Below are 22,828 nucleotides of genomic sequence, written 5' to 3'. Positions count from 1 at the left end.
CCGTGGGGCACGACCCGTGGCGCAGCCGTGAAGTACCTGTCCCATACCGCGTCCCTTTCCTGGGTGCCCACTTCCCTACCATGACACCCTGGGACTGAACATCTAACAGATGGGTCGCAGCGTTCCGCATCTCGCCCCGGCGCGGTGCCCGCCGACGCAAGCAAGTGGCGATCTCGCGGCCGAACTTCCGGGCCCACTGGCACACTGTCTCGTAGCTCATGGGGATGCCGCGCGCCGCCAGCAGTTCCTTGACCATCCGCAGGATCAAGGGAAACCGGAAGTACAGCCACACCGCCGTCGCTATGATCTCGGCGGGATAGCGGTAACTGGCGTAGCGGGCATCAGGGCGCGTCGTCATGGCCCTTCCATACCCGGCCAATGCCGGCCCCGGCAACCAAGTGACTGACATGTTGACGGTGCTGGGCCGAGGTCGCTGGCGCCCCCTGGCAGCGTAATCACCGGACCGCCATCAGCCTCTGGGTCAGATTGGACACTCGCCCAGCCCGGTCATCAACAAGTTGACGGTGCCGTTCCGGCTGCAGGGCGAAGCTGGTCGAATCGGCCATCACCTTTGCCAGAAGAGCCGCTTCGACCCGGTTCCGGACCTGCAGCTTTTCAAAAATCTTCGTGAGGTAGTGCTTGACCGTCTTTTCCGCGAGGTCAAGGCGTCGGCCGATTTCCTTGTTCTGGAGCCCTTGCGCCACCAGGGTAAAGACTTGGCTTTCCCGGTGGGTCAGATCGGCGAGCGGATCGGGGCGGGAGGAACGGACCGCGGCCATGGCGCCGGTCCGCGCCATCATACTGGCAGCCAGGGTCGGTGAGATATAGCCGTCACCGCAGGCGATGGCCCGTACGGCGGCAATCAGCTCGTGCCCACCCACCCCCTTCAGAACGTAGCCCCGCGCACCTATGGCAAGCACCTGCCGGAGTTGCTCCTCGTCACCGGTCATGGTCAGGACCAGCACCCGCGCGACCAGCCGGGGATCGCCAATAGCACGCAACGCCGCAACGCAGCCACCCGGTATATTGGCGTCCAGCATGATGACGTCTGGCGTGATGGACTCCAGCGTAGTGACGGCTGGTAGCCGGCCCTGCGCCAGCGCGATGGCATCGGCAGCGCTAGCTCCTTCCCCCACCACATCCATGCCGGCGCATGTCAGCACATGCACGACGCCCTGCCGGAACAGAGGATGATCGTCCACGACCGCGACCCGAACCTTGTCCATGCCCGCCCCCTCCATGATTCCCCCCCTTACGCCCGATCCATCCGCCGGTAAGGCAGGCGCGCCGCCAGACGCCTCGCCTCGCCCGGACGGTGGATGATGTCCATGGTGCCGCCGAGACCTTCGATACGGTCGCTGAGGCCGGTCAGGCTGAGCCGACCTGTGATGCGCTCCGGCGACCGGTCCCGTCCGGTCTCTCCATCCGCAACTTCCGCGATCACCACGCCCGCCTCGTGACGGACCGACAGGCGAGGCGAGGTCCCCGCCCCGATCCGGACGGTGCCGTTCAGCCCTTCCTTCAGGAAGCGGCATAGGCAGACTTTCACCAGCGGCGGCACGGCGGCCGGCAGATCCATCGCCTGGACATTGACCGGCGCGCCGGTCCGGTGTTCATGGTCGAGGATGGTGAAGGCGACCGCCTCGCGGAGCGACAGTCCATCGATCTCCGGCATGTGCAGGTCGCCGCAAATGCCCCGGACGTCCTCCAGCACTGCGGCGAGGGCCGAGCGGACGGCCGAGCGGTCGGTGGCCTCAAGCGACCCCGATGGCGGCTTCCAGCCGTCCAGCCGCAGCAGCGCCAGCCCGACGAGTTGCGCCGGCCCGTCACGCAGACCGTCCGCCAGCCGCCGCAGGAAGCGTTCGTTGCAATCGACAGCCCGCCGGGCCGACTGCTCAATGCGCTCCCGCAGTTCCTCGTTCGTCCACAGCGCCTCCGACAGCGCCTCAACCTGCCCCGCCAGGGCGGCACGCTGGGCGGCAATCGTCCGGCTGCCACGGGCGACCACCCCGTAGAGTGCCATCGCCATCAGAAGCGCCACGATTCCGGTGATGAGCCAAGCGTCGGTACGTGCCCGCGCGAGGTCGTCGAACAGCATTCCGGCGTTCTCATAGATCTCCGCGACAGCGACAATCCTCGGCTCGCTCTCGCTCCACACCGGGCTGTGGGTTTCCAGCAACGGCAGGCCGCCATCCTGTGGCACCTCGAAACCGGCAATCACGTCGCCGCGGAAGGCCTCTCGGGTCGGCTCGTCCAGTTCGAACGTCCGGCCGATGAGGTCCTTGCGGGTCGAGTAGGCCACAGTTCCGTCCGGCAGCCTTATGGTGACGGCGACGATCCGCGATCTCACGGCGTCCCGCTGCAACAGCCGGTCCAGCGCCGCCGCGTTGGTTTCCGGAAGCGGTTCCCCCCTGGCGAGCGCCTGGAGGTGCGGGGCCATGAAGCTGTCCACGAACAGCGCGGTCGCGACGGAGTCACCGTGCTGGACCTCCGCCGCGATGCGGGTCGCGATCCAATGGCCGATCACCGTCATACCGAGAAAGACCACCGCGAAACCAATCAGGATGAACTGCCGGGTGAGGCTGAGACCGCCCCAGAAGGCGATTATCCGTGCCTGGAGCCGATCCCCATGATTTTCTTTGCGAACCGCCACGGCCGTCTCCTGTTTCCCAAATTCCCTTATTCACGCATGTGAACTGCAATGTTCGCTCGATGAATGAGCGAATCCTCTGCGGGACAGAGGCATACCTACTTGGCTAAATATTTCCGTCAGCTCTATGACCGGAAAAGATGAACCAACGAAATTTCAGCGAATTCTGATGATCATAGGAATGCCAAAGATAATTCTCCGTGGTCCATTCGATATTCCGTGACACGAACGGTCCTTTGGTGCCGGGCCGGTCGCCAGAACGGGGTAACGCCAGCGAAGCGGAAATGCCCGATCGATTGGATGGCGGAGTGGCGATGAGCGGGGCTGATCCTAAGACGGCCAGACGCTCCGCGGTCTTTCGAAATTTGAATTAAACTGGACGGAATAGCCGTTTCGGCTCCGGTTGCGGCGGTTGGTCTGAAACCCGTCGGACCTCGGTCGGAAAACTCGCCCGACCTTCGCCCCTCCTTTTTCCGACCTGGAACCAGCCATCCTCCGGCCATGCCCCCACACTCAACGTTCGGAGACAAGGCATGGTCAAACTGGTCAAGCACGACCTTGAGTTCATTCTCAAGCAGATCAACATCGCGGAACAACATGCCAATGGCACGCCGCTCAGCGAACTGGTGGACAGCCCGCTCCTGCCCTACGGTCTGCGGACGGTGGATGGAAGCTACAACAACTTCGGCATCGGGCGCGAGCAGTGGGGCTCCTCCGGCCAGCCCTTCCCGCCCCTGTCCACCGGCTCACCCCACCAGGGCAGCGGCAGCCTGCCGCCCGGCTATCCGACCAACAACGACTACGGCCAGCCCGGCAGCGTGGTCGATGTCGAGCCGCGGCTGATCTCCAACCTGATCGTGGACCAGACGCTGGACAACCCGGCGGCGATCACCGCCGCCCTGCAGCATGCCGGGCTGAGCGGCGCGGCGCTGACCCAGGCATTGGCCGAAATCCGGGGCGCCCACACGATCCTGAAGGCGGTCCCGGAGGGCAGCCCGGCCCACGACCTCGCGAAGGCGCAGCTCGACGCGCTGCTCGACCAGCACGACGTGCGGATGGACGGCCCGACCGTCCTGCTGCCGAATGTCGCCCCGGACGAGGGCATCTCGGCATCCTACAACTCCTTCTTCACGCTGTTCGGCCAGTTCTTCGACCATGGCCTTGACCTTGTGAAGAAGGGCGGCAACGGCACCGTCTACATCCCGCTGTCGCCGGACGACCCGCTCTACAACCCGGCCAGCCCGCACACGAACTTCATGGCGATGACACGGGTCTCAACCGGGGACGAGGCGGGCAACGTCACCACCCCCTGGGTCGACCAGAACCAGACCTACACCTCGCACCCCTCCCATCAGGTCTTCCTGCGGGAATACGCGGTGAGCGGCGGTGTGCCGCTGGCCACGGGCAAGCTACTGGAGGGCGAATACGGCCTCGCCACCTGGGGCGATGTCAAGGCGCAGGCGGCGGAGCTGCTGGGCATCCGCCTGACCGACCTGGACGTGGGCAGCGTTCCGGTCGTCGCGGTCGATCCCTACGGCGAGTTCATCCGCGGCCCGAACGGCTTGCCTCAGATCGTCGCCGCGCTGCGTCCCGACGGCACGCCCATCCTGGTGGAAGGTGACTTGGCGAACCCCCTCGACCCCTCGGCGATCCAACTGCCGCCCGGCACGCAGATCATGGGATCCGGCGGCACCACCGTCACCATTGTGGATGGCCAGACCGTGTCGGCGCTGCGGACCGGCACCGCCTTCCTTGACGACATCGCCCACAACGCGGTTCCGGTCGCCGTGAACGGCGTGCTCCAGGCCGACGCCGATGATGCGGCCGGCTATTCGGGCGGCGTCGATACACGCGGGCGGAACACGTCCTACGACGACGAGACGCTCGACGCGCACTACATCACGGGCGATGGGCGGGGCAACGAGAACATCGGCCTGTCGGCAATCCACCACATCTTCCACGCCGAGCACAACCGCGTCGTCGATCACGTCAAGGACGTCGTTCTGGCGTCGGGCGATCTGGCCTTCCTCAACGAATGGCTGCTCGGCCCCGACCTGACCGCCTGGCCGTCGGCGGACCAGCTCGCCTCCCTAGCGTGGGACGGTGAGCGCGTCTTCCAGGCCGCGCGCTTCACGACCGAGATGCAGTACCAGCACCTCGTCTTCGAGGAGTTCGCGCGGAAAATCCAGCCGGACGTCGACGTCTTCATGGTCCAGCCGGATGTGGAGCTGAACCCGGCGATCTTCGCCGAGTTCGCCAACGTGATCTACCGCTTCGGCCACTCGATGCTCAATCAGACCGTCGACCGGATCAACGCCGACGGCACCCGCGACGACATCGACCTGTTCGACGCCTTTCTCAACCCGCTGGAGTTCGGCGGCGCGGGCGTCGATCACCACGAGGCGGCGGGCGCCATCCTGCGCGGTATGACCGCCCAGGTCGGCCAGGAGATTGACGAGTTCGTGACCGACGTCCTGCGCAACCAGTTGACCGGCATCCCGCTCGACCTCGCGGCGATCAACATCGCCCGCGGCCGCGACACCGGCATGCCGACGCTCAACGAGGCCCGTGCGCAGTTCATGGCGATGGCCAGCGGCGACACCCAGCTCAAACCCTATGAGAGCTGGACGGACTTCGCCCTCAACCTGAAGACTCCAGCCTCCATCGTGAACTTCATCGCGGCCTATGGCACGCACGACCTGATCGCGGGCGAGGCCAGCATCGACGGCAAGCGCGCCGCCGCCATGGTCCTGGTCTTCGGCACGGCGGAGACCTTCTTCGACCCCATCGCCAACCAGACCCGGACCATCGGTCCGCTGGACAGCGCCGACCGGCTGGACTTCCTGAACGCGCGTGGCGCCTACGCCGACCGGCGGGGCGGGCTGGACGACGTGGATCTGTGGGTCGGCGGCCTCGCCGAGAAGAAGATGGCCTTCGGCGGAATGCTCGGCTCGACCTTCTCCTTCGTCTTCGAACTCCAGATGGAGAATCTCCAGGACGCCGACCGCTTCTACTACCTGTCGCGCACCCAGGGACTGAACCTGCTGACCGAGCTGGAGAACAACTCGCTCGCCAAGATGGTCCTGCGCAACACCGACCTCGGCGAGACGGGGACGGCGATCCCGGCGGACATCTTCTCCACGCCGGACCTGATCCTCTACGTGGACCACGCCAAGCAGCTGGCGATGACCGGACGGGACGACCCGGAGCATGAGGACCCGACGCTGGAGGCGATCTCCGCGATGGTGGAGCGCCGCGACCTCGACGGCGACGGGACGCTCGACTACATCCGCTACAACGGGGACGCCCACATCGTCATCCAGGGCACGCAGGGCAACGACAAGATCGTGGCCGGCGACGGCGACGACGCCGTGTGGGGCGACGACGGCGACGACACCATCGAGGCCGGCTACGGCATCGACCATGTCAGCGGCGGCGAGGGCGACGACATCATCACCAACGCCGGCACCGACATCGGCATGACCGACATGCTGAAGGGCGACGGCGGCAACGACGTCATCCATGGTGGCAGCGGCATGGCGATGCTGTTCGGCGGCTCCGGCAAGGACTTCCTGATCGCCGGCCCCGACGGGTCCAACCTCCAGGGCGGCACCGAGGACGATTTCCTGCTGGGCGGCGACGGGTCGGACATGATCTTCGGCGGCGCCGGGAACGACTGGGTCGAATCCGACGGGCGCTTCGACTACATCGCGGGCGACACCGGCGACATCTTCTTCAACTCGACGATCATCGGCCACGACATCATCAACGGCGGGCGCGGCGACACCGACTACGACGCGGACTCGGGCGACGACATCATGGTCGCCGGGGAAGGCATCCAGAAGAACATCGGCATGTGGGGCCACGACTGGGTCATCCACAAGGGCCAGGAAACCGGCGCCGACGCCGACATGAACGTCCAGGTGTTCACGACCTTGCCGCTGGAGGTGCTGCGCGACCGCTTCAGCCAGGTGGAGGCGCTGTCCGGCTGGCGGCACGACGACACGCTGCGCGGCGACGACCGCACCAGCGAGGACGAGGAAACCGGGGCCGTCGCCGATCCGACGCCCGAAGGCAACTTCATCCACAACGAGCTGGATCAGGCCGGCATCGACCGCATCGCCGGGCTGGACCAGATCATCACGCCCGGCATGATGCACGAGGTGAACTATTGGGCCGACGGCTCCGGCGCCCAGAAGATGGCCTTCGTCGGCGGCAACATCCTGCTCGGCGGCGGCGGCGGCGACGTCATCGAGGGCCGTGCCGGGGACGACGTGATCGACGGCGACGCCTGGCTGAACGTCCGCATCAGCATCCGCGCGAATCCCGACGGCACGGGGGACGAGATCGCCACCGTGGACAGCATGAAGGGCAACGTCACGCTGACCATCGACGGGGCGCCGGTCACCCGGCCCCTGACGGCCTGGATGCTGACCGGCCACATCAATCCGGGCCAGCTCCAGGCGGTGCGGGAGATCCTGCACGACGACAGCGGGACCGACGTGGCGGTCTATTGGGACGTCCGCGACAACTACGTCGTCACGCGCAACGACGATGGCAGCCTGCGGGTGGAGCATGTCACGGTGTCCGACGTGGTCGATCCGGTGACCGGCCGGCAGCGGCTCTCGGATGGCACCGACACGCTGCGCAACATCGAGGTGCTGCGCTTCGCCGACCAGGAGGTGACGCTGTCCCCGCCGACGCTGGCGCTGAACGCCTACGACTCCGGCGGCAACTACGCCGACAGCTTCGGCAGCAGCGGCTATGGCAACTCCAACGGTTCGCACTTCTGGGGTCCGGACTGGACGGAGAGCGGCGACGGCGGCGGAGCGCCGGCCACCGGGGGCCAGATCCGGATCACGGGCGGCGCCCTTCTGGTCGGCCAGGGCGACGGCGCCACCATCACCCGCGCCGTCGATCTGTCGGCGGCGACCTCCGCGCGGCTGAGTTTCACCGCCAACCCGGACAACCTCGACGCCGGGGAGCAGGTCGCGGTCTGGTTCTCCCGCGACGGGATGACGTTCGAACAGATCGGCACCATCACAGGCAACGGCCCGGCCGCCACCATGGCCTTCGATCTGTCGGGCCCCTTCACGACGACCGCGGCGATCCGCTTCGTCGCGTCCTCCATCAACGCCGGGAACGAGTTCGTCAGCATCGACAACCTGTCGATCGACCTCGTGGTCCCCGCCGCCAACCCGACGACGGATCACGCAGCCAGCTTCACCGAGAACGGCGCCGCGACCGACATCGCGTCCCTTCCGGGGATCGAGGAGGACAGCGGCGTTCTGGCCTCGGCGCGGATCGTGCTGACCAACGCCCAGCCGCTCGACGACCTGCTGGTCGGTGCCCTGCCCGGGACCATCGCCGCGACCGTGGACCGCTCGGTGGCCGGGCGGATCACCGTCACCCTGACGGGCGCCGGCACGGTGGAGGAGTACCAGCGGGCCATCCAGGCCGTTTCCTTCCGCAACACGTCGGACAACCCGGACACCCAACCCCGCATGATCGAGGTGACGGTGAACGACGGGATGATGGACAGCAACGTCGCCCGCACCACGGTGACGGTGACCGCCGTCAACGACCCGCCCGCCGCGTCCAACGACAGCGTCTTCACCAACGTGGCTGCCAACACGCCTTTCCTCATCCCTGAATGGGCTCTGCTGGCAAACGACTCCGATCCGGAAGGACCAGTGTCGATCACAGGCGGCATCGTGACCCAGTCCGGCCTGACCGCCGTCCGCAGCTCCGGCTCGGTCAGCGTGACGGACAACGCCACGGCTGGCGGCAGCTTCACCTACCGCGTCAGCGACGGCGGCCTGACCGACACCGCCCAGGTGACCGTCAACCGGACCACCTCCAACACGCTGAACGGCGACGGCGGGAACAACATCGTCATCGGCAACGGCAGCGCCAACACCATCGACGCGGGCACCGGCGACGACATCATTCTGGCCGGTGGCGGGAACGACACCATCCGCTGGTTCGCCAACAATTTCGGTGTCACGGACGGGCGTGACTTCGTGGATGGCGGTGATGGGCAGGACGACCGTTTCGACGTCAACGGCAACAACACGGCGGAGAGCTTCGTCGTCTACAGCCGGGTGGCCGCAGTGGCCATGGGCATCGCCGTGCTGAACCCGGCCACCGAAATCGTCATCACCCGCAACGGCACGGTGATCGCCGAACTCGACAACGTCGAGGAGATCACGATCAACACCGGTTTCGGGAACGACAGCGTGACGACGGTCGGCGACTTCAACCCGACCAGCCTCAACTTCAACACCATCACGATCAACGGCGACGGCGGCGACGACACGGTGGACATCTCAGGCCTGCAGTCGGCCCACCGCATCCATTTCCGGTCCAACGGCGGCAACGACGTGCTGGTCGGCACCCTGCGGCCACAGGACGTGATCGAGCTGGCCGCGGGCACCGAAGCGTCGGACTGCACCGTCGAGCGGACGGAGGACGGCATGACCCGCCTGACCGGCGCGGGATTCAGCATCGCCTTCTCCGGCACCGGGCTGCCGCAGGTCCGCACCGCAAACGGCCAGATTTTGGACCTCGACGCACCGCCCACAAATGACGGCGGGAACGAGGACGAAGACGAGGGGAACGAGGGCGGCGGCGATGACGATCATGATGACGGTGACGATGATGATGGCGGCAGCGATGGCGGCGGCCAGGACGATGACGCGGAAATCGGCGAAGGCGAAGAGGCCGGGGGCAGGGCCAGCATCGTGGGGACCGCCGGCGCGGACGCGCTGATCGGGACCGGCAGGGGCGAGGCGATCATGGGCCTCGGCGGACGCGACGTGATCTTCGCCGGGGACGGCAACGACGACGTTTTCGGCGGCGACGGGGCCGACATGCTGTACGGCGACGGCGGCAACGACCGCATCCTGGGCGGCGACGGCGGCGACTTCATCAACGGCGGGACCGGCAACGACACGGTGTTCGGCGGCGACGGCGACGACGTGATCGTGGCGGAGGCCGGGGACGGCAACGACGTCTACTATGGCGACGACATGGTCGGCGGCGGCGGGCGCGACACGATCGACCTGTCGGCGATCACCGCCAACATCACCGCCGACCTCGGCACCGGCCTGATGGGACGCGGCAGCGTTCACAGCGCCCAGACCGGCAGCGACATCCTGTGGGGCATTGAGAACATCGTGACGGGGTCGGGCAACGACGTCATCACGGCGAGCGGTGCGGTCAACGTGATGGACGGCGGGGCCGGCAACGACAGCTTCCGCTTCCTGTCGGCGGCGGACGCTGACGGCGACACCATCCTGGGCTTCCAGCCCGGCGACCGGATCGACGTCAGCGCCATGGACGCCAACGGCTGCGCGGCTGGCCAGCAGAGCTTCACGCTGGTGTCCGGCGCCTTCACCGGAAAGGGCCAGCTCCTGGTCACCCACGAAACCCGCGAGGACGGTGACTACACCGTCGTCCAGGGCAACACGACCGGGACCGACGAGGCCGACTTCAAGGTCAGCGTCAAGGGGTCGCACGAGTTGACCGCCGGCGACTTTGTCCTCTAGCGCGCTGCGGCTCCCGCGGGCGGGCCCCAACCCGGCCCGCGGGAGCCGCTCCCCGCCGTCCTTCCCGTCCGCCAATAGGGTGCGTCATGAGTTCCACGTCGTCACGCAAGGCGTCGAAGCGCCGAGACGCCGAAAGGCTGCTCCACGATTTCCGCGGCATCGTCTTCTTCCTGTTCGGGATGTCGGGGATTATCAACCTCCTGGCCCTGACGGGCGCCTTCTACATGATGCAGATCTACGACCGGGCGCTGACCAGCGGCAGCGTGCCGACGCTGGTGGCGATGTCGGTCCTCGCCATCGGCCTGTACGCCTTTCAGGGGCTGTTCGACGTGATCCGCTCGCAGATCCTGGTGCGGGTGGGCGCGCGTCTGGACCGGAAGATCGCCCCGATGGCCCATCAGGTCGCCGTCGATATGCCGCGCTACGGCTTCTCGACCGCGGAAGCGCTGGAACGGGGACGCGATGTAGACACGCTGCGCGGCTTCCTGGGCGGCCAGGGACCGGTCGCCCTGTTCGACCTGCCGTGGATGCCACTGTTCCTCGTCTTCGTCTACCTCCTGCATCCCCTTCTCGGCGCGCTGACCTTCGGCGGCGCCTTCGTCCTGACGCTTCTGACCATCGTGACCGAGCTGATGACCCGCCGGCTGAGCGGCGCCACCCATCAGGCGGTGATCACCCGCAACGCCATCGCCGACTCGAACGCCCGCAACGCCGACATCCTGAAGGCCATGGGCTTCGCCGGGCGGGCCGTGGCGCGCTTCAACCGGGCTAACGACGCGCATCTGGCGCTGCAAACCCGGACCAGCGACATCGGCGGCACCTTCGGCGCGGTGTCGCGGGTGCTGCGCATGATCCTGCAATCGGCGGTGCTCGGGCTCGGCGCGTTTCTGGCGATCCAGGGGGACCTGTCGGCGGGCGCCATCATGGCGGCGTCGGTCGCCTCCGCGCGGGCGCTCGCCCCGATCGACCTCGCCATCGGCAACTGGAAAGGCGTGGTTGCCGCCCGCGCGGCCTACCATCGACTGAAGGAGACTGCCGTCGCCCTGGCCGAGGCGGCCGAGCCGATGGAACTGCCGCCGCCGCGCGCCACGCTGAAGGTGGAGAACATCACCGTGGCCGCCCCCGGCTCGGGCCGGGTGCTGCTGAGCGACGTCAGCTTCGAGGCTCGCGCCGGGCAAGCGGTCGGGATCATCGGCCCCAGCGGCGGCGGCAAGACCACGCTGGTCCGCGCCCTGACCGGAATCTGGCCTGTGTTGCGCGGCAGCGTTCGGCTGGACGACGCCGACCTCGCCCAGTGGGACGAGGGGGCCCTCGGCCGCAGCATCGGCTATCTGCCACAGGAGGTGGCGCTGATGGACACCACCATCGAGGACAACATCGCCCGGCTGGAGGAGGAACCCGACCCCCGCAACATCGTGGCGGCGGCCCAGGCGGCGGGCGTGCATGAGATGATCTTGCGCCTGCCGGATGGCTACCACACTGAACTCGGCCCACAGGGGACGGCGCTGGCGGGTGGGCAGCGGCAGCGCGTCGGGCTGGCCCGGGCGCTCTACGGCAATCCCTTTGTCGTCGTCCTGGACGAGCCAAACTCGAACCTGGACGGCGAGGGCGAGGCGGCCCTGACGGCAGCGATCCGCGACGTGCGGAGCCGCGGCGGGATCGTCATCGTGATCGCCCACCGACCGAGCGCCCTGGCCGCCGTCGATCTGGTCGCGGTGGTCCAGAACGGCCGCATGACCGCCTTCGGGCCCAAGGAGGACATCCTGCGGCCCAAGACTGCTGCAGCGGACCCAGCATCCGGTGGGGAGGCGCACGCAGCCGTGCGGGCCTCGGCATGATCGGCATCAAGGGCACCAAGGCGGCGGCGCCGGAGACAGACCCCGCCGCCCGCTACGTCATTAAGGACGCTGGCCGGCACTCCTCGGTCCCCGTCGCGCTGGGCCTGTTCCTGGCCGGACTGGCGCTGTACCTGAAATCCTTCCTTTCCGGAGAGGCGCATTCCCAGGTGGGCATGGCGGCGGCGCAGGGGACGGCAAGCCAAGCGGACCGCGGCACCGCGCCGGCCCCGACCACCCCCGTGCCACCCGGGAAGCCAGATCCGTCCAAGAACGAGCAGCCAGACGCCCCGCCTTCCGACCGCGCACCGGGCGGGAGCACCGCCGGCGCGCCGGCCGACACCGTGCCCGTCTTCCCGTTCCGCCTCGTCGATACTCCGGACTTCGGCCTCCGGCCTCCGACCGTCCTGGCGGAGTGGAGGCCGGTGCCGCCGCTGCCTCTGGCGGACCGCGCGACGAACGGCAACGCCGCGTCCGCCGGCCCGGCGGATGGCCCGCCGCCCGCCGCCTCGCCCGACCAGGGCCCCGACGGCGGCCCCATTGATGGCCCCACCGTCGTTCCCGATGGCGGCGATCGGAAGACCGAGGACGCTCCGCCTCCCCCCGGCACCGACAGCCCCCCGCCCGCCACGGACGTCGAAGGCGAGGAGACGGGCGACGGCGCGGGCGGCGGTGACGCGGAAGAGGAAAACGCCCCCCTCAACCGCGCCCCGCGGGTGAGCGGGCCGGTCCACCTGAGGGACGTCACCGGCTGCGCCAGCCTGACCATCGGCCTCGCCGACCTGTTGCGCAACGCCGTAGACCCGGATGGCGACAGCCTATCGGTCCGGGGGCTGTCCGTCTCGGCGGGAACGCTGACGGCGACACCGGACGGCTGGATCTTTCGAGGCGATCCCGGCGCCATCGGCCGCGTCACCATCACCTATGAGATCACCGACGGCACGGTCTCCGTCCAGCAGGTCGCCTACATCTCGGTGCTCGCCCGGACCTCCGTGACGGGAAGCGGCGGGCACGACACGCTGCTCGGTGGCCTGTGCGCGGACGACATCGACGGCAGGGATGGGGACGATCTGATCGACGGGCGGTCCGGCGATGACTTGATCGCCGGAGGCCGAGGCGACGACCACATCGTCGCAGGAGAGGGCCGGGACACCCTGTCCGGCGGCGACGGCGACGATATGCTGTTCGGCGGGAGCGGCAACGACCACCTGTCCGGCGGCGCCGGCAAGGATCGGCTGTTCGGCGGTATGGGCAACGACGTCCTGCACGGCGGCGCCGGCGACGACACGCTCGACGGGGGAGACGGCGACGATCTGCTCATGGACGGCGAAGGTGCGGACGTGGTGCGTGGCGGGAACGGCGACGACCGTGTGATGGCCGCCCCCGACCGCGCGGACGACTCCTACGACGGCGGCGAAGGGCACGACACGCTCGATTACTCCGCCTCCACCGGAGCGCTTCGGCTGGACCTTGCCAACGGCACCGCCCAGGGCGTCGCCATTGGGGAGGACCGCTTCACCGGCTTCGAAACCGTGATCGGCGGTCAGGGCGACGACCATTTCATCGTCGGCGGAAACGCCGCCGTGCTGGCCGGCGGCGGCGGGCGGAACCTGTTCGTGTTCGAGCCCGCGGCGCAGCCGGTGACCCATGAGATCCTCGACTTCCACGTCGGCGACCGCATCCGGGTGTCGAAATACGATCTCTTTGCGGCGGTGGGCGACGGCCCTGACGACCGTTTCAAGGACGTTTATGGCGACGGCACCGATGACGGCCCGGCCATCCGCTTCCGGCATGAATGGGTCGAGGCGATGGAGCGCACCGTCATCGAGATCGACAGCGACGGAGACCGCAACGTGGACACGATCGTCGCGCTACAAGGCTTCCACGCGCTGACCATGACCGAAACCACCTGACGGCGGCGTTCGGGCAGGGATCGTAGCGAATTGGGCTTTGAAGGAATGGACTTGGAGGGACTGGACATGAACGTTCGTCACCCGTCGCACGGCGCGGGATCGCCGGGCCGGAACCATGACATGAGTTTTCGGATCGGACCGCGGATTCTGGCCGGCACCGTCTTCGCCGGCATCCTGCTCGCCGGAGTCGGCGGCTGGGCCGCGACCGCCACACTGACCGGGGCTGTGATCGCGCAGGGCACCGTGGCGGTGGATCAGAAGCTGAAGGCCGTCCAGCACCGCGACGGCGGCATCGTCAGCGAGATCGCCGTCCGGGAGGGGGATGTCGTCCGCGCCGGTCAGGTCATCTTGCGGCTGGAGGACGCACAGACCAAGGCCGAACTCTCCATCGTCCGGTCGCAGATGGTTGAGTTGGCGGCGCGGCGCGCTCGTCTTCTGGCGACGCGGGACGGACTTTCGGCCATCGCGTTTCCACCCCATCTGAACCCAGCCGATCCCGCCGTCGCCACGGTCCTGCAGGGCGAGACCCGGCTGTTTGCCGGCAACCAGCGCAGCCGCGACAGCCAGAAGGAGCAGCTTGAACTGGGCATCGTCCAGATTGGGGAGGAAATCCGTGGCCTGGACGCCCAGCGGATGGCCAAGGAGGATGAGATCGTCCTCGTCGAGGCGGAAATCCAGAAGTTGAAGACACTCCTGGCGAAGGGGCTGATCGAGGGCTCCCGCGTCTATTCCGTGGACCGCGAGCGCGCACGCCTCATCGGGGAGCGCGGCGAGATCGACGCCGCCATGGCGAGGGCGAAGACCCGCATCGGGGAAATCCGGCTCCAGATCCTGGCCATCGACGAGAACGCCCGCACCGAGGCGCAGCGCGAGTTGAGCCTCGTCGAGACGGAGTTTTCGGAACGCGACGACCGGCGGATCGCCATCGAGGACCGCTTGGCGCGCACCGACATCCGCGCGCCCACCTCCGGTACGGTCAACGAACTGAACACTCACACCGTCGGCGGCGTGATCACCCCCGCGGAGGTGCTGGTCACCATCGTTCCGGAGAACGCAAAGCTCAAGGTGGAGACCAAGCTGATGCCGACGGCCATCGATCAGGTTTCAGCGGGCCAGACCGCCCGGCTGCGCTTCACGTCCTTCAACCAGCGGACGACACCCGAACTGATGGGCACGGTCGTCCACGTCTCCCCCGCGACCACACGCGACCCCGGCACTGGGGACATCCACTATCTCGCCGATGTGGAGATCGGCGCTGACGAACTCCGCAAGCTCGGACCCGTCCAACTGCTGCCCGGCATGCCAGTCGACGTGTTCGTGGCGACCGGCGAGCGCACCGCCATGTCCTATCTCGTCAAACCCGTTACAGACCAGTTCAACCGTGCGTTCCGCGAACGGTGATGAGACCGTCTCAAACCTGGGGAGCCATCAAGCCGCCCGCCGGAACGGTCGGCGGGCGAATGGCTCGGCGGTGGTGTGGTCCGCGGCGAGTATGCCATTCATCACGGCGGTGCGCACCTTCAGCATTGCTTCCGCATCCACTCCGGCCTCGGCAAAGGCGCGGCAGAGGGAGGCAAGGACCGCCGCACTGCCGGGCTTCTTGCCGCGTTCGAATTCACCGACAACGGTATGGCTGCGCATGGCTCGATGCGCCAACTCCTCAATGGACCAGGCGAGCCTCCGGCGAGCGGCTTTGCACTGGGTGGGTGTCATGATGCTGTCTCGCTCAAGGGTGCTCTCCGGTGTGTGGGGCTATTCCATCGCTGAGCTGGGCAGTCCGTCCAGCAAGCCTTGCTCACGCGCGCGGTCGAGCAGGGACTTGACGCTTGACGGTGCCCAGGTCATGGCCCCGGTTGCGGTGCGCACACCCTGACGCTCCAACTGCCGGCCGATGCGGGCCAGTGTCGGCTTTTGCCCGGCTTCGGCGGCGTTGTGAATGGTGGCGATCCAGACCCGCTACATGGATCTTCTCAAGCCGAAGAAATCACTCCTGATGAAGGGCATCCATGCCCGGTGCGTCGCCGAAGGGTTGGGCAAGCCAGCCCGTGAAACCGTCGAGGCCCGGCTGGCGGTTATCAGCAAGCGGGAGCAGACCAAGCGGCGCCACGGCCCCAAGAAGGCGCGCGAGGACTTCAACCCGATCCGCGGATCGCTGGAGGCCGAACGTGCCCTGGAGATCGTCCAGATCGACCACACCCCAACCGACGTGATGGGGGTGGAGCCCGACACGCTGGAGGTCATCGGACGCCCGTTCATCACCCTGGCGGTGGACATCCGAACCCGGATGTACTGCGGCTTCTACCTGACCTTCGATCGGCCCAGCGCGTCCAGCGTGGCGTCCTGCGTCGCCCACGCGGTGATGGACAAGAGCGACTGGCTGTCGACGCGCGGTCTTCCGGCCAAATGGCCGGTCGCGGGCCTGTGCGAGGTCATCCACGTCGACAACGGCAAGGAGTTCCACTCCAAGGCCTTCACCCGGGCCTGCGAGGATTACGGCATCGAGGTGCGCGGTACCGGCCACCGGGAACGCCGCACATGGGCGGCCATGTCGAGCGACGCATCGGCCATCTCATGCAGGAGCTGCACCTGCTGCCCGGCACCACCTTCTCCAACATCAAGGAGCGGGGCATCTACGATCCGGCCGGCAACGCCTGCCTCACCATCGCCGAGATCGAGTGGCTGGTGGCCAGCATCATCCTGGAGCATCACGCCAGCTTCCACGAAGGCATCGGCACGGCCCCGCTCGCCAAATGGACCGCCGACACGGAGGGGCGAACCTTCCGCACGCCGGCTGACTTGCGGACGTTCCACCGCGACTTCCTGCCGTTCGAGGAACGGAAGGTCCAGCAGGACGGCATCCACCTCTTCAACGTCCTCTACTGGCACGACGCGCTGACACCCTTCCTTCACAACAACGCGTGGGTGACGGTCCACTACGACCCGGCCAACCTGTCCAAGGTCTTCGTCCGGGGCGTGTCGGGGGAGTACCTGGAGGTGCCCTACCGGAACCTGCGCCGTCCGGCCATTTCCAAGTGGGAGCTGAAGGCGGCCACCCGCGCGCTGCGCCGGCAGGGACGAGCCGGCGTCGACGAGGCCATGATCTTCGAGATGGTGCTGGCGCGGCGCAAGCTGGTCGACGAGGCCCGCGGCCGCAGCCGGCGGGCACGGCTGGAGCACGCCCGCGGCGCCCGGCCGGGATCGGGACCGACGCTTCCGGGCCCCGATACCACGCGGACGATCGACGCGGAGTTCCAGGTCATCGCCGAGGACGCCGACGATGTTCCTCTCGACCTGCCCTTCTACGAGACCGAGGAGTGGGATGACTGACGCACACGGGCATCTGGGAACCTCGGCGCGCGATGTGATCGGGCTGTCCCCCGAGGAGCGCATTGCCCGGATGCAAACCCGCCGCTTCACCGAATACCCGCGCTGCCGCATGGTGCTCGACCTGCTGAGCGACCAGATCAACCAGCCGAGCGGCGTGGTGAAGCCCAACCTTCTGGTCTGGGGCGAGTCCGGACAGGGCAAGTCGACCATCATGGAAAAGCACCTGCGCGACCACCCGGCGGTCTTCGACAAGAAAACCGGTGTGCGGCGCACGGCGGTGGTCGGCCTGGAAATGCCGCCGATGTGCGACGTCCGCTGGTTCTACATCAAGCTGCTCAGCGCCATCGACGCGCCGGTCAGCGAATCCCGCAGCAGCTTGCCGGTCATGGCGGACCGGGTGGTTGCCCTCTACCGCCTGATGGGCGTCCGTCAGATCCTGGTCGACGAGGCGCACAACATGCTGATGGGCAGCGTGCGGCAGCAGCGCATGATGCTGGCGGTGATCCGGAACCTGTCCAACGAGCTGGGCATTCCGCTGGTGCTCTTCGGCATTCAGGACGCCCGAGAAGCTCTGATGCACGACCGCCAGCTGACACGGCGTTTCCGTTTTATCGAACTGCCGATGTGGGGAGCCGGGGAGGAGTTCCAGGCCCTGGTTGGCAGCATCCTGCGCTCCTTGCCGCTGCGCCGCCCCTCGCCTCTGACGGCGCGCGCGCTCAAGACCCTGCTGACCCACAGCGACGGCGGGACCGCCAAGCTGTTCGAAACGTTGATCGACCTCGGCATCGACGCCATCCGCTCCGGGGAAGAACGCATCACGCCGGAGATGATCAAGGATTACGTCAGCCTGCCGGTTCTGGCATGACCGACAAACCTCTGTTCACCACCATGCCGGAATTGCCGGTGGTGCCGTTGCCGGCGAGCGGAGAGGCTCTGGGCAGCTGGGTCTGGGCGATCGCTCGCACCTACGGGCTGATGCCAGGAACCTACCTTCGACGGTTGGGCATTCCGCATCGCTGGGTGACCAAGGAGATCCACCGGGACCTGGTGATCCGGCCGCTGCCGAGCGTGATGGAGCGGATTCAGGCCGACACCGGGGTAGCTCCGGAGGTTCTGCGGCGCATGACCTTCTCCGGGCTGGACCGTGATCTGGAGGAAGCCTGCCACTACCACCACCTCCCTTGCGCAGCCTGCGTGGACGAGGCGTCTCGTCGGGCCGGGCGGCCTGTCGGCTTGCTTCATGCGTGGGCCGTGTGGCGCGTCGTCTGCCCCGATCATCCGCCCTGCCCGAAGCCGAGGGACGTGGCGGAAGGGCTCCCGCTGGCGCCCTTCTACGGCCAGGTGCGGACCATCATCACATTTCTCGACCGGGCTGCGTTCGATCCGCGGGCTTTCGAAGGCATTGTCGGCACACGGATGGCTCCAGCCTTCACGGTCGCGGCCTTCGTGCGGTTCGTGTTTGTGCTGAACACGTATCTTAGCGTCCGCGTCACCGAGTTTGACGAGTTCCGTGATCTGGCCGGGTTCCGCATTCGGCATGCCTTCTCACGGAACGAGGTCGGCGAACCGGTGCCGCTTCCGCCGGAGGAACGGAACGACCCGGCCGTCTCCCTGGTTCTGGCGTGGCAGCTCGTGGCCGATCCGATGCGCACACTGCTGGCCGGCCTGCACACCGCCAACCCGGTTCGCCGCAAGACCGAACGCGATGCCGGACAGTTCATGGCGCTGGTCGGGCTCCTGCTGGAATTTTGGCCGGGCGAGATGCTGTCTCTGCTTCTGACTGGACATGCCTTGTCCCGCCGAGACTGGAGCGGTGATGGCGTCCGCACCGGACTGGCCATCGCCGCGACCGATCAATGGAGCAACGATCCGAGCCATTCCGCGCGCTTGGCCGAGGCGCAGTGGAATCACACCGCCTGGACGAGGGTTCTGTTTTCCGACGCGATCCGCAGCCGTCATGCCGGATGGAGATCGCGGTTTCCAATCGACGGGCCGTTCCAGTCCGGGTTTGTGGCCGCCAACACGAAGGCGGCGAACCTGGTCGGGCAGGCCCGCCGGGACACATGGAGGCCCAGCCAGGATGAGCGAACTGGTCTGGGACGGTTCCTGGCGAAACCAGCGCCACCGATCCGGGAGAAGCACCCTAATCCGCGGGCACCGACGCCGGAACGGCAAGCGCCGGCAGCGGCGCCCGTGATCCACCATCACATCGTGCAGGCCGTCCAGTTCGCCTTGGACGCCCAAGGCCCCTTGCCGACCGGAAAGCTCCGCGCGCGCCAACGTCGTGCGGTGTTGCGCAAACTGTCCGCGGCGGCGGTCCGATGCTTGAATCAAGAGGCATGGCGCGAAATGGCTGATGCCGCTCCTCACCGTGTTTCCACTTCGTCCCGAAAAACACGTTGAAGCCAACCCGGCTGGGTGTTGGCCAACATGGTGAGGGCGGGCGTGCTGACCGTCGGCGAAACGATCAAGACGTTGACCGTGGTGACGCTGTTCTCCGTCTTCAAGCTGCTGGAGAGGGTGGCCGCAGGCATCGGACATCCACAACCGCCACATTGAGCGGATCGGCCAGAGAGCGAGGGTTGACGCACGGAAAAGCAAACCACTTGCCTCATATCCATAATTCGACTATCGTCGAAATATGGAAACGAAGAACGCGATCGAGGCCTTCGCCGCCTTGGCTCAGGACACCCGCTTGGCCGTTTTCCGCCTGCTCATCCAGGCCGGGCCGAACGGGCTGACCGCCGGGGACGTCGCCCAGCAGGTCGGCGTGCCCGGCTCGACCCTGTCGCACCATCTGGCGACGCTGGAGCGCGCCGGGCTGCTGCGCTCCTGGCGGGTCCAGCGGCAAATCTTCTACGCCTGCGACTACGAGGGCACCCGGCAATTGATCGCCTTCCTGATGGAGGACTGCTGCCAGGGCCGTCCCGAGCTGTGCTCAACCGACCTCCTCCAGGCGGGAGCCTGCGGCCCGGCGGGCTGCGGCCCCGACACCTGATCCGACCCGCCGCATCCCGCGGCCTGGAAAAGGCGATCCCGCGATGACCGACCGCGTCTACAACGTCCTGTTCCTGTGCACCCACAACAGCGCCCGCAGCGTCATGGCCGAATGCCTGCTCAACCGCGAGGGCCGCGGCCGTTTCCGCGCCTACAGCGCCGGCAGCCAGCCGACCGGGCACCTCAACCCGCACGTCCGCGATCTGCTGGAACGCCTCGACTTTCCGACCGCCACGCTGCGCTCCAAGAGTTGGGACGAGTTCGCCCAGCCCGGGGCGCCGCACATGGACTTCATCTTCACCGTCTGCGACAGCGCCGCCGGCGAGGTCTGCCCGGTGTGGCCGGGCCAGCCGATGACGGCGCACTGGGGCTTCCCGGACCCGTCGAGCGCCCAGGGCTCGGACGCCGAGAGGGCCGCCTTCACCGCCACGGTGTTCGGACAGATCCAGCGCCGCATCCAGGCCTTCGCCAGCCTGCCCTTCGCCTCGCTCGACCGGCTAGCCCTGAAGCGCAGGCTCGACGACATGGCCGCCGCGGGGAACGACGCATGACCGGGAGCGTCACCCCGCTGGCCGACGCGGAGCGCCCGGCGCTCGCCCGCCTGCTGGCGGCCAACGGATTGCCGACCGACGATCTCGACGAGCCCGGCCGGCGCTTCTGGCGCGTCGCGGATGACCAGGGGACGCTCGGCTATGGCGGGCTGGAGGTCCATGGCCCCGACGCCCTGCTGCGTTCCGTGGTCGTGCCGGCCGAGCGGCGCGGCGCCGGCGGTGGCCGGGCCGTGGTGGCGGCCGTGCACGCGCAGGCGGTCGCGCTGGGGGTCGAGCGGCTGTGGCTGCTCACCACCGGGGCCGCCGGCTTCTTCGAGCGTCTCGGCTTCCAGCGGGTGGAGCGGGCCTCGGCTCCGCCGGCCATCCAGTCCAGCGCGCAGTTCGCCGGCCTGTGCCCGGGCAGCGCCGTCTGCCTGCGCGCCGATCTCGCGCGGCCGGCCGAAGGGCTGGCGGCGGCCGGGGGCGCGGTGACCATCTATCACAACCCCACCTGCGGCACGTCGCGCAACACGCTGGGGCTGATCCGCAACAGCGGCGTCGAGCCGACGGTGATCGAGTACCTGAAGACGCCGCCGAGCCGGGCCGAACTGGTGGCGCTGATCCAGCGCATGGGGGTCCCGGTGCGCGCCGTGCTCCGGCAGACGGGCACGCCCTACGCCGAGCTCGGCCTCGACGATCCCGCGCTGACGGACGAGGCGCTGCTCGACACCATGATGGCGCATCCGATCCTGATCAACCGGCCGATCGTGGTGACGCCGCTCGGCGTGCGCCTGTGCCGGCCGTCGGAAGCGGTGCTCGACCTTCTCCCTGATCCGCAACGCGGCGCCTTCACCAAGGAAGACGGCGAGCCCGTCGTCGACGCCGCCGGGCGGCGCGTTGCCCCAGCCTCCTGACAGGACCATCGACATGACGGCTGACATCCACGCCGCCCCGGCGGAACGCCCCGCCATGGGCCTCTTCGAGCGCTACCTCAGCGTCTGGGTGGGCTTGTGCATCGTCGCGGGCATCGCCTTCGGCCATCTGGCGCCCGGGCTGTTCCAGGCTATCGCCGCCGCCGAGCTGGCCCGGGTCAACCTGCCGGTGGCGGTGCTGATCTGGCTGATGATCGTGCCGATGCTGCTGAAGATCGACCTCGGCGCGCTGGGGCAGGTCAAGGAGCACTGGCGCGGCGTCGGCGTGACGCTGGTCATCAACTGGGCGGTCAAGCCCTTCTCGATGGCGCTGCTCGGCTCGCTGTTCATCGGCCACCTGTTCGCTCCGCTGCTGCCGCAGGAGCAGATTCCCTCCTACATCGGTGGGCTGATCCTGCTGGCGGCGGCCCCCTGCACGGCGATGGTGTTCGTCTGGTCGAACCTGTGCGAGGGCGAGCCGCACTACACCCTGAGCCAGGTGGCGCTGAACGACCTGATCATGGTCTTCGCCTTCGCGCCGCTGGTCGGGCTGCTGCTCGGCGTCTCGTCGATCACCGTGCCCTGGGGGACGCTGCTGCTGTCGGTGGCGCTCTACATCGTGCTGCCGGTGGTCGCGGCCCAGCTCTGGCGCCGCGCGCTGCTGGCGTCAGGCGGAGAGCCGGCCCTGGCCCGCGCGCTGTCGGTGTTGCAGCCGGCGTCTCTCGTGGCGCTGCTGACCACGCTGGTGCTGCTGTTCGGCTTCCAGGGTGAGCAGATCCTGGCGCAGCCGCTGGTCATCCTGCTGCTGGCCGTGCCGATCCTGATCCAGGTCTACCTCAACGCCGGGCTGGCCTACTGGCTGTCGCGCCGGTTCGGGGTGGCGTGGTGCGTGGCGGCGCCGGCGGCGCTGATCGGCGCCTCGAACTTCTTCGAGCTGGCGGTGGCGGCGGCCATCAGCCTGTTCGGCCTGGGCTCCGGGGCGGCGCTCGCCACCGTCGTCGGCGTGCTGGTCGAGGTGCCGGTGATGCTGTCGGTGGTGAAGATCGTCAAGGCGACCAAGCCCTGGTACGAGGGGCGGGCCGGCGCCTGATGGCCCGGCTCCGCTATGGGACCAT

At 67.9% G+C, this 22,828-nt stretch carries 14 protein-coding genes and 3 pseudogenes; 13 read left to right on the top strand and 4 right to left on the bottom strand.

Annotated features, from left to right (window positions below; genetic code table 11):
* Nucleotides 1-130: 130 nt before the first annotated feature.
* The 3 genes and pseudogenes from ABAZ39_RS37210 to ABAZ39_RS26925 all read right to left on the bottom strand — a co-directional run.
* Nucleotides 131-358, bottom strand: a pseudogene (locus ABAZ39_RS37210) (IS6 family transposase); the annotation flags it as partial.
* Nucleotides 359-455: 97 nt separating this feature from the next.
* Nucleotides 456-1,226 (bottom strand): LuxR C-terminal-related transcriptional regulator, encoded by a 771-nt coding sequence (locus ABAZ39_RS26930; RefSeq protein WP_103041659.1) that lies wholly within the window; start codon nucleotides 1,224-1,226, stop codon nucleotides 456-458.
* A gap of 26 nt (nucleotides 1,227-1,252) precedes the next feature.
* Nucleotides 1,253-2,653 (bottom strand): sensor histidine kinase, encoded by a 1,401-nt coding sequence (locus ABAZ39_RS26925; protein ID WP_040137411.1) that lies wholly within the window; start codon nucleotides 2,651-2,653, stop codon nucleotides 1,253-1,255.
* A gap of 530 nt (nucleotides 2,654-3,183) precedes the next feature.
* Between ABAZ39_RS26925 and ABAZ39_RS26920 the strand changes: the two genes are divergently transcribed.
* From ABAZ39_RS26920 to ABAZ39_RS26905, 4 genes are all read left to right on the top strand, one after another.
* Entirely contained in the window at nucleotides 3,184-10,200 is a 7,017-nt protein-coding gene (locus tag ABAZ39_RS26920) for a peroxidase family protein (protein ID WP_040137410.1), read from the top strand.
* Nucleotides 10,201-10,286: 86 nt separating this feature from the next.
* A complete protein-coding gene (locus ABAZ39_RS26915) occupies nucleotides 10,287-12,038 on the top strand; it encodes a type I secretion system permease/ATPase (protein WP_040137409.1) in 1,752 nt (583 codons plus the stop codon).
* Entirely contained in the window at nucleotides 12,035-13,948 is a 1,914-nt protein-coding gene (locus ABAZ39_RS33470; RefSeq protein ID WP_051658612.1) for a cadherin-like domain-containing protein, read from the top strand. The genes ABAZ39_RS26915 and ABAZ39_RS33470 overlap by 4 nt, the downstream gene beginning before the upstream one ends.
* A 120-nt stretch (nucleotides 13,949-14,068) precedes the next feature.
* Nucleotides 14,069-15,349, top strand: a complete 1,281-nt coding sequence (locus ABAZ39_RS26905; RefSeq protein WP_247875143.1) for an HlyD family type I secretion periplasmic adaptor subunit — start codon at nucleotides 14,069-14,071, stop codon at nucleotides 15,347-15,349.
* 27 nt (nucleotides 15,350-15,376) lie between these two features.
* On the opposite strand, the gene ABAZ39_RS37790 is transcribed toward ABAZ39_RS26905, so the two are convergent.
* Entirely contained in the window at nucleotides 15,377-15,589 is a 213-nt protein-coding gene (locus ABAZ39_RS37790; protein WP_372684177.1) for a hypothetical protein, read from the bottom strand.
* Between the two features lie 295 nt (nucleotides 15,590-15,884).
* Between ABAZ39_RS37790 and ABAZ39_RS37860 the strand changes: the two are divergent.
* The 9 genes and pseudogenes from ABAZ39_RS37860 to arsB all read left to right on the top strand — a co-directional run.
* Nucleotides 15,885-16,400 (top strand): annotated as a pseudogene (locus tag ABAZ39_RS37860) (TnsB C-terminal domain-containing protein); the annotation flags it as partial.
* Nucleotides 16,401-16,483: 83 nt separating this feature from the next.
* Nucleotides 16,484-17,275 carry a Mu transposase C-terminal domain-containing protein gene (locus ABAZ39_RS33460; RefSeq protein ID WP_051658610.1) on the top strand — a complete coding sequence of 264 codons (792 nt, stop codon included), beginning with the start codon at nucleotides 16,484-16,486 and terminating at the stop codon, nucleotides 17,273-17,275.
* Nucleotides 17,268-18,140: a TniB family NTP-binding protein gene (locus ABAZ39_RS26890; protein ID WP_040137406.1), complete on the top strand. Its 873-nt coding sequence runs from the start codon at nucleotides 17,268-17,270 to the stop codon at nucleotides 18,138-18,140. Before ABAZ39_RS33460 ends, ABAZ39_RS26890 begins: the two co-directional genes overlap by 8 nt.
* Nucleotides 18,137-19,678 (top strand): TniQ family protein, encoded by a 1,542-nt coding sequence (locus ABAZ39_RS26885; RefSeq protein ID WP_040137405.1) that lies wholly within the window; start codon nucleotides 18,137-18,139, stop codon nucleotides 19,676-19,678. The genes ABAZ39_RS26890 and ABAZ39_RS26885 overlap by 4 nt, the downstream gene beginning before the upstream one ends.
* 238 nt (nucleotides 19,679-19,916) lie before the next feature.
* On the top strand, nucleotides 19,917-20,273 hold the full coding sequence (locus tag ABAZ39_RS26880; protein WP_040137404.1) for an ArsR/SmtB family transcription factor: 357 nt from the start codon (nucleotides 19,917-19,919) through the stop codon (nucleotides 20,271-20,273).
* A gap of 43 nt (nucleotides 20,274-20,316) precedes the next feature.
* Nucleotides 20,317-20,823, top strand: a complete 507-nt coding sequence (locus ABAZ39_RS26875; RefSeq protein ID WP_040137403.1) for an arsenate reductase ArsC — start codon at nucleotides 20,317-20,319, stop codon at nucleotides 20,821-20,823.
* A pseudogene (arsN2, locus tag ABAZ39_RS37195) lies at nucleotides 20,820-21,230 on the top strand (arsenic resistance N-acetyltransferase ArsN2); the annotation flags it as partial. The gene ABAZ39_RS26875 and the pseudogene arsN2, both read left to right, overlap by 4 nt.
* A gap of 60 nt (nucleotides 21,231-21,290) precedes the next feature.
* Nucleotides 21,291-21,716, top strand: coding sequence for an arsenate reductase (glutaredoxin) (gene arsC / locus ABAZ39_RS37190; protein WP_247881793.1), 426 nt, complete (start codon nucleotides 21,291-21,293; stop codon nucleotides 21,714-21,716).
* Between the two features lie 55 nt (nucleotides 21,717-21,771).
* The gene (arsB, locus tag ABAZ39_RS26865; RefSeq protein WP_103041035.1) at nucleotides 21,772-22,803 is read left to right on the top strand and encodes an ACR3 family arsenite efflux transporter; all 1,032 of its coding nucleotides are present in this window, start codon (nucleotides 21,772-21,774) and stop codon (nucleotides 22,801-22,803) included.
* Nucleotides 22,804-22,828 lie beyond the last annotated feature (25 nt).

This window comes from Azospirillum argentinense (genome assembly GCF_000632475.1).
In the GTDB taxonomy this organism is placed as follows: Bacteria; Pseudomonadota; Alphaproteobacteria; order Azospirillales; family Azospirillaceae; genus Azospirillum; species Azospirillum baldaniorum.
This window is presented reverse-complemented; position numbering and strand designations above follow the sequence as displayed.